Genomic DNA, 12,489 nt, shown 5'->3' on the forward strand with positions numbered 1-12,489 from the left:
AACGTGCACCCATCGAAGTCTTGTATAACTTCCACTGGAGTAAACCCCAGCTTCCGTTCGCAAGAACCTCGCCGTCCACGTTTCTCTTTCTTCAATCTTCACAATGTCAAAGAGCTGACCCATCGGCGCAAACCGGACACGTCATTTTGGAAGCTAAGCTTCCGGAGTTCTTAGAGACAAAGCTTTTTGCGCCGTTACCGGCCAAACTGCCTGATCTTTCAGATTTCTGTGCCGCTAGAACTCAGTGCCGGAAGGCGCTGTGCTCTGCAGCGATGACCGGGTTATAGGGGCAGGCCGTTTTGCTGGCAACCCCCTCATGACAAAATCACGACAGTTTTACGTTTCGCAACAAGGGTCAATGTGCAGAACTCGACTGAGTTGCTAGAGTTTCTGCGCCTTAGCGCTATCCGCTCTCATTCTGTGAAATATCCCTAGGCCCTGTGGGTTTTCGCAAGCATTCAAGAAACTGGGGTCACCTCTCCTGAGGCTAGGTCATAGTGAGCGCCGAGGACCGCTAGTTTCCCCTCCCGGTGCGCAGCGCCGATGACGACACTTCGGGTAATAAGGTTGGAGACAGTCATGCGGATGTTCTCATTGACCGCTTCGGCAAGAACGTCATCCGCGCCGGAGAGGAGCGCTTTATTGGCAGCAGGCACAATGTTGTCGATGAGCTTGGGAAGGAAGCCCGGCAGATCGGCATTGTCGCGGGCGACAGCGAGTGCCGCATCGACAGCTCCACACCTTGAGTGTCCAAGAACAACGATGAGACGCGTATTGAGTGACGCCACAGCGTATTCGAGGCTGGCGATTTCGTCCTCCCCAGCGAAATTGCCCGCCACGCGGGGGACAAAGAGATCGCCCGGCGCTTGGTCGAAGGCGAGTTCAGGCACAACACGCGAATCTGCGCAGGTCAGGACTGCAGCGTAGGGATGTTGGCCGAGCGCTAGTGTTGGACGCGCTGCTGCGAAATCGACATTGCGGCGGGTATTATCGAGGAACCGCTGATTGCCGAGCATCAACCTGTCCCACGCTTCTTTTGGTGAGACGGAGATCGCGGGTGCCCCATGCATATCAAGGGCAATGGCACTCTGCGGCGGGAGAGCTGTGGCTGCCGCTAAAGCAAGGCTGCCGATAAGCAGATGACGGCGGGAAAGCGAAACGCTTGAACATGTGTTGCACATTGTCGGGCTCCGAATAATGAAACCCAATATGGCGCACTAAAGCGCTTAGATCACTCTGATTTTCAGGCAGGCTAGGCGCGCGGTGCCGCTGCGCGGGACAAGCGATCATTGATGGCTTCGCCCAGACCCGTGCTCGGGATAGGCGCCACAGCGATCAGACTTGCGCCAGCTTTGTCGAGCTGATGGAGATAGGCAAAGAGATTGCGTGCCGCTTCTCGCAAATCGCCGCTTGGCGAGAGATTGAGCGTCGGACCATGGTGCGCGACAGCGGAGCCGAACGCGAGATAGGCCTCACCCTCTTCAGGGATTGCGTTGAGGCGGATCGCGGCATTGGGGGCATAATGGCTCAGGAGCATGCCGGGCGCGGAGATCTTCGCGCCCTTTTCCGCCAAAACAACAGTTTTTCCGGTGAGGGCCTCTATCTCTTCGCGCGCGAGCGCACCGGCGCGGAGCTGGACGATGGTATCCCCATCGACGGTCACGATAGTGGACTCGACGCCCGATGTGCATGGCCCGCCGTCGAGAACCGCCACACGGCCGGCAAAGCCTTCACTGACCTGCAGAGCCGTCGTCGGCGACAATTTTCCAGATGGATTGGCCGAAGGCGCGGCAAGTGGCCGGTCTGCGGCGCGGATCAAGGCGTTGGCGATTGAATGATCGGGCACGCGAATGCCTACAGTATCGAGCCCTGCCGTGGTGACATCCGCGAGGCCGTGACCTGCGGCCAAAGGCACAACGATTGTCAGCGGGCCCGGCCAAAAGGCCTGCGCCAGCTTGCGCGCCAATGGGCCAAAGACGCCGTAGCGTTCGGCCATCGCCAGATCGGCGCAGTGAACAATCAGCGGATTGAAGCGCGGACGGCCCTTGGTTTCATAAATCGAAAGTACCGCGTCGGCATTGGTCGCGTCAGCACCGAGCCCGTAAACGGTCTCGGTTGGGAAGGCGACAAGCTGCCCTGCGCGCAGGCTTTCGCCCGCCTGCCGGATGGTTTCGATAGCTGGAACGTTCATGCTTGGGTGTTTGACAATAGGCACGCCTGCCGTCAAGACAAACCATCACCCTGATGTATACGGCGGAATAGGCTGGGCGTAGATTATGCGTGATCAGGCCAGTATCGGCATGGAGCTAATGTGACGACCCTTTTGGTCAGCCAGACAAATTACGAAGAGCATCTGACGCCCAAAGGGCATCCTGAATGCGCCGCTCGGCTGGTCGCCGTGGCTGAAGCCTTGTCTGCACCTGAGTTTGACGCTCTTGTCCGTCAAGACGCGCCTTATGGCGATCTCTTTCTGGCCGAACTCGTGCATGATGCCAATTATCTGCCAGCGCTCCGCGACGCGCGCCCTGCCGAAGGCATTCGCTCGCTAACCAGCGACACTGTGATTTCCGGCAACAGTCTGGACGTTGTGGCCACGGGCCTTGGCGGCGCACTGGCTGGTCTGCGTGGCGTTTTGCTCGGCGAAGTTGACAATGCTTTCTGCGCCATTCGCCCGCCCGGTCATCACGCTGAAATCGCGGACACCAGCGGTTTCTGCCTGGTCAACACTGCAGCCATTGCGGCACGGGAAGCCCAGCGCAAGTATGGCGCGGAACGTATCGCCATCGTCGATTTTGACGTTCATCATGGCAATGGCACCCAAGACATCTTTAAAGACGACCCGAGCGTCTTTTATGCGTCGAGCCATCAGATGCCGCTTTTTCCCGGCACGGGTCGGCCCGATGAACATGGCGTAGGCAATATCTTTAACGCTGCGCTCAAGCCCAAAACGGCTGGAGCGGAGATGCGCGCCGCCTATAATGAGATCATTCTGCCCGCGCTCGACAATTTCGCGCCCGATCTGATCATTCTCTCTGCCGGGTTTGACGCGCATATTCTCGATCCGCTCGCCCAGTTGGAATGGATAGAGGATGATTTTCGCTGGGTAACGGGCAAGTTGATGGACATTGCCGAGCGCCGATGCGGCAATCGGATTGTGTCACTCCTCGAAGGTGGGTATGACCTCAAGGGACTTTCCGGTGGGGTCAGCACCCATGTTGCGACCCTACTCAACGGGTAAACAGGATCAGGATTTATCATGGCCGACACTGCACATGACGATGTGAAATCGCTGAGCTTTGAAGCTGCACTCGAGCAGCTCGAACAGATCGTGCAGAAGCTGGAAAGCGGACGCGCGCCTTTGGCTGAATCCATTGCCATTTATGAACGCGGCGAAGCGCTCAAAGCGCATTGCGAGACCCTGCTGAAGACAGCAGAAGCGCGGATCGAAAAGATCACGCTGTCGCGTGAAGGCAAGGCCGTAGGCACCGAGCCGCTCGACGCAAATTGATTTTGGGCTGACCAGCCCTCCTTATTATACGGTCACAAGGTCATGCGAGTGCCGAGCACTGCGTGACCTTTTGGCTATCTGAAAGGCGAAACACATGTCCTCAAACAACTCCTTGCGCATTGTGCGCATCGCACTTTGGGTGCTGGTTGCCGTCGCGGCAATTGGAGCCACGGCTCTTTACGCCTTCCGCCCACCCCAGCAGACCATCGGGGAAGAAGGTCATACGTTTTCGCTCACATCCTCGCGTGGTGGCGAGTTTACCGATCTTGATCTGATGGGTACGCCGAGCCTCGTGTTCTTTGGCTATACCCATTGCCCCGATGTTTGCCCGGTCACTCTGGCCGAGACAACCGCATGGCGCGCACAGCTGGGCCTCACCCAGGACGATCTGCGTATCATCTTTGTTTCGGTTGATCCGGCGCGCGACACCGCCGAGATCGTCAAGGACTATGTCGAAGGCTTTGACCCAAGCGTTATTGGTCTGACCGGCACAGCTGAGGACACAGAGAGCATCAAGAAGGCCTTTGGTGCCTTCTCGGAAATCGTCGGTGAAGGCGAGTATTACACCGTCAACCACACCTCGCTGACCTATATAATCGACGATAAGGGCAAGTTTGTTTCGAGCATTTCCTACGGGGAAGATGCCGAGACAGCGAAGAACAAAATCCAGCGTGCGGTGAAGGTGTGAGCCGGATCCGGCTTGATCTTGCGCTTGAAGAGCGTGGCTTGATGCCAAGCCGCGCTCGTGCGCGCGATGCGATTTTGCGCGGCACGGTTTCAGTGAACGGCGCTCCGGCGAAAAAGCCCAACCAGATGGTGGGGGCCGATGATGTTTTGGGAATTGATGACCCGGCAGCGGACTATGTTTCGCGCGCTTCGCTCAAACTGATTGCCGGGCTCGACGAAGGCAAAATTTTGCCGGAAGGCAAAATCTGTCTCGACGTCGGGTCCTCAACCGGCGGCTTCACCCAGGTTCTGGTCAAGCGTGGCGCGGCCAAAGTCTATGCGGTCGACGTTGGTCACGACCAACTTCATCCCCTGCTCCGCGCCGATGCGCGCGTTGTCAGCTATGAGGGCACCAATGCCCGCGACCTCGATCGAGACCGCATCGTGGAGCCGATTGATCTCGTCGTTTCCGACGTTAGCTTTGTGTCGGTCACCAAAGTGCTCGAAGCCCCGTTGTCCCTCTGCGCTCCAAAAGCGGACGCCATCATCCTGTTCAAACCGCAGTTTGAAGTCGGGCGGGACTTTATCGGCAAGGGCGGGATCGTTAGCGATCTTGAGGCGTCCGACCGCGCCATGGGCGAGGTCATCGCCTTTGTCGAAGCGCAAAACTTCGCGCTTCAAACCAAAATTCTGTCACCGATTACGGGCGGCGACGGCAATCAGGAAACCGTTCTGGTGTTTTCGCGCGGCTAGGCTTTACTGTCGCCAGGCCTCAAACGGACCGCCTGCGATCAAGGCCCAATAAATTTTCCCAGAATTGGTCCGCGCCGTCGCCAGACCGAACTCGACAAAGCGCGTCGACAGCAGCGTCTTGCGGTGACCAGTGGAATTGAGCCACCCCTGAATTGTGTCGGGAAGGGTTTTATATCCCTTGGCGAGATTTTCGCCGACAGCCAGCTGGTAACCTGCCTCCGTCACACGCTCGCGCAGCGTTACACCCAGATCGTGGCTCAGCGTATCCTTGCGTGCCATGAGCCGCGCTTGCGAACGCGCTGCCGCCTCAAGGGCCGAGCTATAGGTCCACTCCCCTGCCCCATTCGCCCGACGGACGGCGTTGATGGTGGCAACGATTTCCTCGCGCGACAGCCCCTCTGGCTGGCTCGACGCCTTGGCCGGAAGGGGCGGGATCGTGGTTGAACAGGCAGAGACGAGGCCCGCAGCGCCAAGAATAAGCAAGGAACGGCGCGAAATAAGGGTCATGAATTAGGCCTGATCGTAAGCGCTGAGCAAGAGAGGCAAGACAGCAAGGTCCCCGTGAATAGCGTTTCCGGCCTGCAAATTCCAGCAGGCGGCAAGGCCCGAATGGACAGCCGCAAAGCCTAGGATGCGCTTACGGTTGAGCTGCAACTTTGCCGAAAACACATCCGCCATATCGCTGATGCGCTTGGCGTTCGCTGCAACCTTGATGGCATTGTGCGGATTGCGGAAGGCAATGGCGACTTCATAATGCGGGTCGCCGTATAGCCCCTTGGGGTCAATCGCCAACCAGCCCCGATCAGAGCGCATAATATTGTCGTGGTGCAAATCGCCGTGCAGCGGCACTTCGCGGGTCGGCTTATCAAAGAGCTTGAGTGCCGTGCCTGCGCAGCGCGCATAAAGATCGCGCGCCGTATGGGGCCATTGCCGCACATCGGTTTCAAACAAGGCATCGAAATTTTGCCGGAGCGGCGCGAGCCCCTTCGGGAAATCCGCGCGTGGCATGTGCAGCTTCTGGACGGTCGAAGCAAAAGCCTCGGTGGCTTCCGCATCGCGCCCTGAACGAGACAGAATTCCCAGCGTGCCTCCGTCGAGCCATTCCATAAAGATGGCGTCTTCGTGGACGTCGAAAACCGTCACCGCGCCTTCACCGGAATAGTATTCCAAAAGGCTTGTGCCGCGCCCTTCTTGGTCGCGGACGTGGGGCTTGATGATTTTGAGGGCCGCCATATCGCGACCGTTCTGCTCGACCTTAAAAACCCAGCCGTTTTGGGTCTCGGCGACCAGCGCCGATTTCGTCAAAGACCAACGGATCATGGCTCGATTGAGCGCCGTTTCGAGAGGTGTCTGATTCATCATTACGCCATTAGAGCAGATGCCGATGCAGGATACGACGGGAATGGCGCGAAAAGCGGGCTGAAGTACGGCACGCCCTAGAGATTTGGCGGAGCCATGCCCCGCCAAATCATTTTCCTGTTTAGCGTATTTTGTAGGCGTCCTTGGCGGCCTGATAGCTCAAGTGCTTGGCCAGATCTTCGGCGGTCGATTTGGTGATGCGATTTTCGCCGACCCAACGGCCTAGGAAACCACAAACCTCACGCCGCCAAACGTCATGGCGCGCCGGGATCGACAGCAAGGCCCGCGTGTCGTCGTTGAAGCCGGCCAAGTTATAAAAGCCAGCGCTCTCCACCACCTGATCGAGATAGCGGCGAATGCCCTGCGGACTGTCGTGGAACCACCAAGGTGGTCCAATCATCAGCGATGGCCAATAGCCTGCCATAGGCGCGAGTTCTCGCGCATAGGTGGTTTCATCCAGCACGAACATCAACAGACGAAGATTCTTCTCGTTGCCACAGCGCGACAACAGGGCCTTCAATCCGCCAACATAATCGGTTGGTCCGGGGATGTCGGCGCCAAGGTCGGTGCCGCGCTCGTCAAAAAGCAGTGGATCGGTATTCCGACGCGAACCCGCGTGGATCTGCATCACCATGCCGTCTTCGACCGAGAGCAGAGCCATTTCCGTCATCATCTGGGCGCGGAACAGTTCTGCGTCCTGCGCGTCGTGGCGCTTGGCCAGAATTTTGTCGAGCAGCGCCTGCTTTTCGACCAAGGGCAAATCGGCGGTATTGGCCGTTGGCACGCCATGGTCGGTCGCCACAGCACCATAGCGGCGGAAATATTCGCGCCGCGCCCGATGCGCATTGATCAGGCCATCCCAGCTCGTAATATTCTCGCCAGTGATCTCACCAAATTTTTGCAGGTTTTCGGCAATAGCTGCGCGGCTTGGATCGGTCACATCGTCGGGGCGATAGGTGGTGCGCACCGGCCCAATGAGCCCCTGTGCCAACATCGACTGATGATGCACAAGCGGATCAAGCGCAAATTCGGTGGTCGCGATCACCTCAACCGAAAAGCGCTCGAGAATGGCGCGCGGACGCAGCTCTGGTGAGCCCAGCTGGCCCTCGATCTGATCAAAGATCGCGTCGGCTGTCGCCCCGGACAATTCCTCGGTGATCCCGAAAACAGCATGCAGCGAGTGATCGACCCAGGTCTTGGACGGTGTGCCTGCGAACAAATAATAGTTTTCCGCAAACAGCTTCCACGCCTTGCGTTGGTCGGTCTCGACCGGCTTGCCATCCTTGCGCGGAATACCTAGCGCATCATAGCTGATGCCGCGGCTCTTGAGCATACGCAGCACATAATGGTCCGGCGTCAAAAACAGAGCTGTCGGCGAGGCAAAGCGCTCGTTCTGCGCGAACCAGCTTGGGTCGGTGTGGCCGTGCGGGGAGACAATGGGGAGATCTTTCACAGCCGGATAAAGGTCCCGGGCAATCGATTGCGCGGGCTCTGAGGCCGGAAAGAGACGATCGGGGTGCAGATGGGCTGGGTGTGTCATGAGGGCGTTTGTGCCACGTTCGCGCGGGCCAATCAACATCTGCCATACAAGATTACAGCGCTCGGCATTTAAGTCGAATTAACCGCGTTCATCAGTTCTGGTTCGGAAGATAACCCGGTGCAGCTAAGCTCCCTTATCCGGGCGAGAACAGAGACAATCGCCAGCCCGCCAGTTGCTCCATCCCAGGAGGAAAAGGTGTCACACAGTCCCGCTCCAATTTCGGCCACCGCGCTGTCTGAAGCACGGCGCAATGCGCGCCATCGCGCGCGCGTCGACCGCATCTACATTATGTTGGCGTCGGCAAGCTTAGCAGCCTTTGGCATCGTGGCCACGGCGAGCGCTTTACTCACGAACCTCTTATAAGCACCGAGCACATGGCTGGTATGCGCTTGGAATTTTTCAAAGCGTACCTATCTTTCCAATCAAGAGAGCGACGACCACAGTTGCTGCTCTCGCAGTTCGGATCGGGTTGAGCTTAGCCTCGTGCGTTTCTCCTCCCTCCATGCGCGCGATGCGTTCCCCGCCGACACCAAAGCCCGGATGCTGGTTTCCCTCCCCAGCGTCCGGGCTTTTTTTTATGCGCGCGCATCAACCATCAAACAACGCCCTCACACCCAAACAAGACTTGGGCAATTATTTCTAGTAACAGCAATTAATTATGATTTTTATTTCTGCCAATTGCGCCACAGCAGCGCCAACAAATCTGCAACACCACGTCAGATGAAGAATATCAAATCCTCAATCGCAGACGTTCTTTCCGAAAAGTGAATAGTCTTTACAGTGCCTTATGATAAATCTTTCTCGAATAATTGAATTCGAGAGAGGGCTTTGAGACTGACGAGAGAACTTTCATTGCGCAGTCTTCTGCGCGCAGAAACCAAAGACATTCATAGTCAACTCGACAGCATCACAGGAATTTTTTCAAATATTGAGCAATATAGGCACTTTGCAACGGCTACCTACCGGTTTAGGCTCTCTTTAGAGTTTGCCCTAGACTCACTCGACATCTGGAGCCCGCAAAAGCTGGGCCCGTATCTTTGCGATGATCTTGACGATTTAGGCGTCACGCGCCGCCCTTGTCCTCGCTCTTATTCCATTCGTTTAAACACCGCCGAACAAGTTGGAGCGCTTTACGTGCTGGAAGGCTCGTCCCTCGGGGCGCAGCTATTGCTGCGTCGTGCCACCGCCCTAGGTTTTGATGCCCAATTTGGCGCCCGTCACTTGGCGCAGCAAGTAAGCGAGCCTAGGCGTTGGCCTCACTTCGTCGCCCTTCTCGATAGCCTTCCTGAACACCTCCATCATCAGGCCATCGCCTCTGCCAAGCGCGTGTTCGAGCTCGCGTTTGAGATCTATAGGGACCCAGCCAATGACATCCATTGACAGGTCCGATCTGAATGCCTGTGACCTCGAGCCCATTCACATTCCCGGCTCGATCCAAGGCAATGGCGCGTTATTTATCGTTGAGCCGACCTCCGGCACGCTGGTTGGTTTCGCCGGCGCGCTCGATGAGAATGTTTTGGGCCAAAAGCTTGCCGATATCCTGGATCTGAATTGGGAGACCTTGAGAGATCAAACACCAGCGCAGGGCGTCCATATCAGCGCCCCAGTGGTTTTCTCTGGTCGCACCTACGACGTTCTCAGCTATCGCAGTGACGAACATTTGGTTGTCGAGCTTCTCTATAGCGAGGAAGCAAAGCCCATTGATGCCTCTTTCCTCGCGCAGTTCCACGCGCATGAGGCTCGGCTTGAACGGGCGGGAACGCTGGAAGACCTCGCCAATGAAACCGCCCTCGCCTTTCACAGGCTCACCGGCTTTGACCGCGTTATGGTCTATCGCTTTGTCGAAGGCGATGCCGGAAAGGTCTTGGGCGAGTATCGCTCCCCCGGCTTCTCCAGCTTTATGAACCATCATTTCCCGGCAAGTGATATTCCCAAGCAGGCCCGGGCTCTCTACGTCCGGAACAAGGTACGGGTCATTGCCGATGTGCACTCCCAGCCCCAGCCGATTATCAGCGCCAGCTCCAAGCTCAAGTCGATCGACCTCTCGGTCTCTGCCCTGCGCAGTGTGTCGCCTGTTCACATCCAGTACTTGAAAAATATGGAGGTGGGCGCCTCAGCGTCCATGTCCATTATCAAGGACGGGCAGTTGTGGGGGCTCATCGCCTGCCACCACCATTCGCCTAAAAACATCGCGCTGACCAATCGCATGGCCAGCCAAGCGCTGGCAACGAGCCTGTCGCGGCTGTTGAAGGTGCGAGAAGAAGGCGAATTTTACCAGCAACGCATTCGCTTGCGCACGCAGGAAGATGCAATTCTCTCGCGCCTCGGCGATGAATGTCACCTCGGGCAATTCTTCGCCAAATCAGGCAGCTATCTGGCCACGCTCTTGGATGCCGATGGCTTTGCCGCTGTGCAAGGCACAGATGTTTATCAAGTCGGAGCCTCGCCGAGCGAAGCGAATATCCGCGAACTGGCAGAATTTGTTCGCGCGCCCGCTCTGGTCAAGCCAATCGCAACCCATCACCTATCGGTGCTCGTGCCGTCCGCCGAGGCTTATAAAAACATTGCCAGCGGTCTCCTCGGCGTCACCATGCCCACGGAAGTGCCGACCATCCTCATGTGGTTCCGGGCCGAACATCTGCAAACGGTGCAATGGGCGGGCAATCCGCACAAATCCAGCACGGGCGACCCCAGCACGCCTTTGACGCCGCGCGCCTCATTCGATGAATGGTCCGAGACCGTCAGTGGTCGCTCACGCCAGTGGTCGCTTGCCGAAATTGAATCCGCGTCACGCGTCGCGCGTATGCTGCTCGATGCACGCAACAACAGCCGCATCCGCCAGCTAAATCGTGAGCTTACGGCGACGGTTCAAGAAAACGAAAACCTGATGCGGCAGAAGGATTATCTGCTCAAAGAGGTCAATCATCGCGTTCAAAACAGCCTGTCCATCGTCGCGGCTTTCTTGCGCATGCAGTCGCGCGGGACGAGCGATGAGGCACGCCGAGAATTGCAGCAAGCAGAGCGCCGTTTGATGGCAGTGTCGCTGGCGCACCGACGCCTCTATCAAGACGAAAGCGTCGAGACCATCGATCTCTCGCGCTATCTTGAGGAGCTGGTTCACGAACTTTTCGACACACTGGACGGCCTGTGGCGCAAGTCGCTTCAACTTGACCTCGCCCCTGTGCTCATTCCCACGGACAAGGCTGTCACCCTTGGCCTGATGCTAAACGAGCTGGTCACGAACCTCGCCAAATACGCCTATAACGGCGCGCCGGGGCCAGTCCATATTTCGCTGTCACAACATCTGCAGACTATTCAGCTGACGGTTTCAGACAAGGGCAAGGGGCTCGACGGCACGGTTACGGGCACTGGTTTTGGCCAAAGAATGGTTCAGGTCTTGATCCAGCGCCTCGACGGAACCCTGAGCTTTGAGGACAATAACCCAGGCACGCGCGCGATCGTCCGTATCCCAATAACCGACGATAAGGATTGATCGGCCAAGGCGTTAGCACGATAGTGTGAGGGAACCTATAGTTAGCGAGATTCATTGGGGTCATGGAAGGAAAACCATGCCCCAGTTTCGTATTGTCGATTTGCGCGCAGCGCAGAAGGAAACCGAACACAAGTTGGACGCACAGACGCCAGAGGCGGCGGCTGGCGAAGCCTTGGGAATGCACCTATTCCGTAGCGGCGCAAAAAGAGACCTTATCTGTCGCGTTTATTGGCAAAGCCCAGGCGGCACCAACATGGTCCGCCTCTACGGCAAGACCCTGCCCAGCCATTCCTGATCAGTCCTGTGATCCATGGTCGCCCCGCGACCTGTATTTCAATACGAAAAGGGCCGCCCCAAGGGCGGCCCTTTTCCTGTATGAGGTCGAGGCTTCTTAGAGCCCAGAAAACCGCTGACGCAGTTCGTCCTCGTTCTGTGGGAAGCGGCCATCTGGGGTTGCCCGATCGACAGCTTCCGGAATGTTTTGCGCAAGGCGATTGAGCAACTCATCATAGTCCAGCCCAGTATCGCGCGACAGATTCATAAGGTTGTCCCGGCCAATGGCCTGCTCAACCTGATCTCGCGACAGTCCCTGCGTGGGCACGCCGGGTGTGATCCAAGAATCGGCCTGTTCACGCTGACCTGAGTTGCGGAAAGTGTCGAGCAGATCATTCAGTCCGCCCATCAGTCCGCCCTGACCAGTGGCAGAGGAGTTTGCACCTTGCCCTGATCCCGCGGTCCGGTTGCCCACCTGGTCTCCAACTTGCCCTAGGATCTGGCCAAGTTTGTCTCGATGCTGAAAGCCTGCGACGGCTGCCATGCCTAGAAGCGCCAGAATAGACGGCATACCACGGTTTGACATGATGAAACTCCTCTTGTGTTTGATTAGGCCCGGCGGCCAGCGACGGCACCCCAGACGAACAGGATGATGACCGCACCAACGATCGCGCCGATCAGCCCTGCACCTTCACCGGCGGAGTACCAGCCGACGGCTTGGCCGAGATAGGAGGCGACGAAAGCGCCGATAATCCCGAGAATGGTGGTGAGGATAAAGCCCGAAGGCTCATTGCGGCCCGGCACGATGAACTTGGCGATCACGCCGGCGATAAAGCCAATGATGATAGTCCAGAGAATGCCCATTTTTAGCCCTCATGTTAACGACTAGAGGGAAAC

The 12,489-nt window shown here is 57.4% G+C and carries 15 protein-coding genes; 8 read left to right on the plus strand and 7 right to left on the minus strand.

All coding sequences use genetic code 11. The annotated features are described in order from the left end of the window. Nucleotides 1-458: 458 nt before the first annotated feature. Nucleotides 459-1,016 (minus strand): carbonic anhydrase, encoded by a 558-nt coding sequence (locus JHL21_RS17090; RefSeq protein WP_254082111.1) that lies wholly within the window; start codon nucleotides 1,014-1,016, stop codon nucleotides 459-461. A gap of 236 nt (nucleotides 1,017-1,252) precedes the next feature. Next, the gene (locus tag JHL21_RS17095) at nucleotides 1,253-2,191 is read right to left on the minus strand and encodes an L-threonylcarbamoyladenylate synthase (protein WP_200214864.1); all 939 of its coding nucleotides are present in this window, start codon (nucleotides 2,189-2,191) and stop codon (nucleotides 1,253-1,255) included. A gap of 120 nt (nucleotides 2,192-2,311) precedes the next feature. On the opposite strand from JHL21_RS17095, the gene JHL21_RS17100 reads away from it, so the two are divergent. The 4 genes from JHL21_RS17100 (at nucleotide 2,312) to JHL21_RS17115 (ending at nucleotide 4,927) form a co-directional block, all read left to right on the plus strand. Next, a complete protein-coding gene (locus JHL21_RS17100) occupies nucleotides 2,312-3,238 on the plus strand; it encodes a histone deacetylase family protein (protein WP_169196662.1) in 927 nt (308 codons plus the stop codon). 18 nt (nucleotides 3,239-3,256) lie between these two features. Then, a complete protein-coding gene (locus JHL21_RS17105) occupies nucleotides 3,257-3,508 on the plus strand; it encodes an exodeoxyribonuclease VII small subunit (protein ID WP_169196661.1) in 252 nt (83 codons plus the stop codon). Nucleotides 3,509-3,602: 94 nt separating this feature from the next. Next, nucleotides 3,603-4,196 carry an SCO family protein gene (locus JHL21_RS17110; RefSeq protein ID WP_199532731.1) on the plus strand — a complete coding sequence of 198 codons (594 nt, stop codon included), beginning with the start codon at nucleotides 3,603-3,605 and terminating at the stop codon, nucleotides 4,194-4,196. Beyond that, the gene (locus JHL21_RS17115) at nucleotides 4,193-4,927 is read left to right on the plus strand and encodes a TlyA family RNA methyltransferase (protein ID WP_367948219.1); all 735 of its coding nucleotides are present in this window, start codon (nucleotides 4,193-4,195) and stop codon (nucleotides 4,925-4,927) included. The genes JHL21_RS17110 and JHL21_RS17115 overlap by 4 nt, the downstream gene beginning before the upstream one ends. 3 nt (nucleotides 4,928-4,930) lie before the next feature. Here JHL21_RS17115 and JHL21_RS17120 read toward each other — a convergent pair whose 3' ends face one another. From JHL21_RS17120 to uxaC, 3 genes are all read right to left on the minus strand, one after another. Next, entirely contained in the window at nucleotides 4,931-5,434 is a 504-nt protein-coding gene (locus JHL21_RS17120; RefSeq protein ID WP_200214865.1) for a CAP domain-containing protein, read from the minus strand. 3 nt (nucleotides 5,435-5,437) lie between these two features. Beyond that, on the minus strand, nucleotides 5,438-6,286 hold the full coding sequence (locus tag JHL21_RS17125) for an aminoglycoside phosphotransferase family protein (protein WP_200214867.1): 849 nt from the start codon (nucleotides 6,284-6,286) through the stop codon (nucleotides 5,438-5,440). Nucleotides 6,287-6,407: 121 nt separating this feature from the next. Further along, nucleotides 6,408-7,826 (minus strand): glucuronate isomerase, encoded by a 1,419-nt coding sequence (gene uxaC / locus JHL21_RS17130; RefSeq protein WP_200214869.1) that lies wholly within the window; start codon nucleotides 7,824-7,826, stop codon nucleotides 6,408-6,410. Nucleotides 7,827-8,309: 483 nt separating this feature from the next. Between uxaC and JHL21_RS17135 the strand changes: the two genes are divergently transcribed. The 4 genes from JHL21_RS17135 (at nucleotide 8,310) to JHL21_RS17150 (ending at nucleotide 11,614) form a co-directional block, all read left to right on the plus strand. Next, on the plus strand, nucleotides 8,310-8,594 hold the full coding sequence (locus tag JHL21_RS17135) for a hypothetical protein (RefSeq protein WP_200214871.1): 285 nt from the start codon (nucleotides 8,310-8,312) through the stop codon (nucleotides 8,592-8,594). A 60-nt stretch (nucleotides 8,595-8,654) separates the two neighbouring features. Then, on the plus strand, nucleotides 8,655-9,206 hold the full coding sequence (locus JHL21_RS17140) for a biliverdin-producing heme oxygenase (RefSeq protein WP_200214873.1): 552 nt from the start codon (nucleotides 8,655-8,657) through the stop codon (nucleotides 9,204-9,206). Then, the gene (locus JHL21_RS17145; protein WP_200214881.1) at nucleotides 9,193-11,319 is read left to right on the plus strand and encodes a histidine kinase dimerization/phosphoacceptor domain -containing protein; all 2,127 of its coding nucleotides are present in this window, start codon (nucleotides 9,193-9,195) and stop codon (nucleotides 11,317-11,319) included. Before JHL21_RS17140 ends, JHL21_RS17145 begins: the two co-directional genes overlap by 14 nt. Before the next feature lie 76 nt (nucleotides 11,320-11,395). Then, nucleotides 11,396-11,614, plus strand: coding sequence for a hypothetical protein (locus tag JHL21_RS17150; protein WP_169196652.1), 219 nt, complete (start codon nucleotides 11,396-11,398; stop codon nucleotides 11,612-11,614). 96 nt (nucleotides 11,615-11,710) lie between these two features. Here the strand turns inward: JHL21_RS17150 and JHL21_RS17155 are convergent, their stop codons facing one another. Then, nucleotides 11,711-12,178, minus strand: coding sequence for a YidB family protein (locus JHL21_RS17155; protein WP_210338942.1), 468 nt, complete (start codon nucleotides 12,176-12,178; stop codon nucleotides 11,711-11,713). Between the two features lie 23 nt (nucleotides 12,179-12,201). Next, nucleotides 12,202-12,456 (minus strand): GlsB/YeaQ/YmgE family stress response membrane protein, encoded by a 255-nt coding sequence (locus tag JHL21_RS17160; RefSeq protein ID WP_200214882.1) that lies wholly within the window; start codon nucleotides 12,454-12,456, stop codon nucleotides 12,202-12,204. Nucleotides 12,457-12,489 lie beyond the last annotated feature (33 nt).

The sequence above is a fragment of the Devosia sp. WQ 349K1 genome (genome assembly GCF_016595685.1).
Classification (GTDB): Bacteria; Pseudomonadota; Alphaproteobacteria; order Rhizobiales; family Devosiaceae; genus Devosia.

Excerpts from the sequence above, each read along its gene's own strand:
- JHL21_RS17160 (WP_200214882.1), bottom strand. The coding sequence starts at position 12,456 with ATGGGCATTCTCTGGACTATCATCATTGGCTTTATCGCCGGCGTGATC.
- JHL21_RS17120 (WP_200214865.1), bottom strand. The coding sequence starts at position 5,434 with ATGACCCTTATTTCGCGCCGTTCCTTGCTTATTCTTGGCGCTGCGGGC.
- JHL21_RS17145 (WP_200214881.1), top strand. The coding sequence starts at position 9,193 with ATGACATCCATTGACAGGTCCGATCTGAATGCCTGTGACCTCGAGCCC.
- JHL21_RS17110 (WP_199532731.1), top strand. The coding sequence starts at position 3,603 with ATGTCCTCAAACAACTCCTTGCGCATTGTGCGCATCGCACTTTGGGTG.
- uxaC (WP_200214869.1), bottom strand. The coding sequence starts at position 7,826 with ATGACACACCCAGCCCATCTGCACCCCGATCGTCTCTTTCCGGCCTCA.
- JHL21_RS17150 (WP_169196652.1), top strand. The coding sequence starts at position 11,396 with ATGCCCCAGTTTCGTATTGTCGATTTGCGCGCAGCGCAGAAGGAAACC.
- JHL21_RS17105 (WP_169196661.1), top strand. The coding sequence starts at position 3,257 with ATGGCCGACACTGCACATGACGATGTGAAATCGCTGAGCTTTGAAGCT.
- JHL21_RS17125 (WP_200214867.1), bottom strand. The coding sequence starts at position 6,286 with ATGAATCAGACACCTCTCGAAACGGCGCTCAATCGAGCCATGATCCGT.
- JHL21_RS17155 (WP_210338942.1), bottom strand. The coding sequence starts at position 12,178 with ATGTCAAACCGTGGTATGCCGTCTATTCTGGCGCTTCTAGGCATGGCA.
- JHL21_RS17090 (WP_254082111.1), bottom strand. The coding sequence starts at position 1,016 with ATGCTCGGCAATCAGCGGTTCCTCGATAATACCCGCCGCAATGTCGAT.
- JHL21_RS17095 (WP_200214864.1), bottom strand. The coding sequence starts at position 2,191 with ATGAACGTTCCAGCTATCGAAACCATCCGGCAGGCGGGCGAAAGCCTG.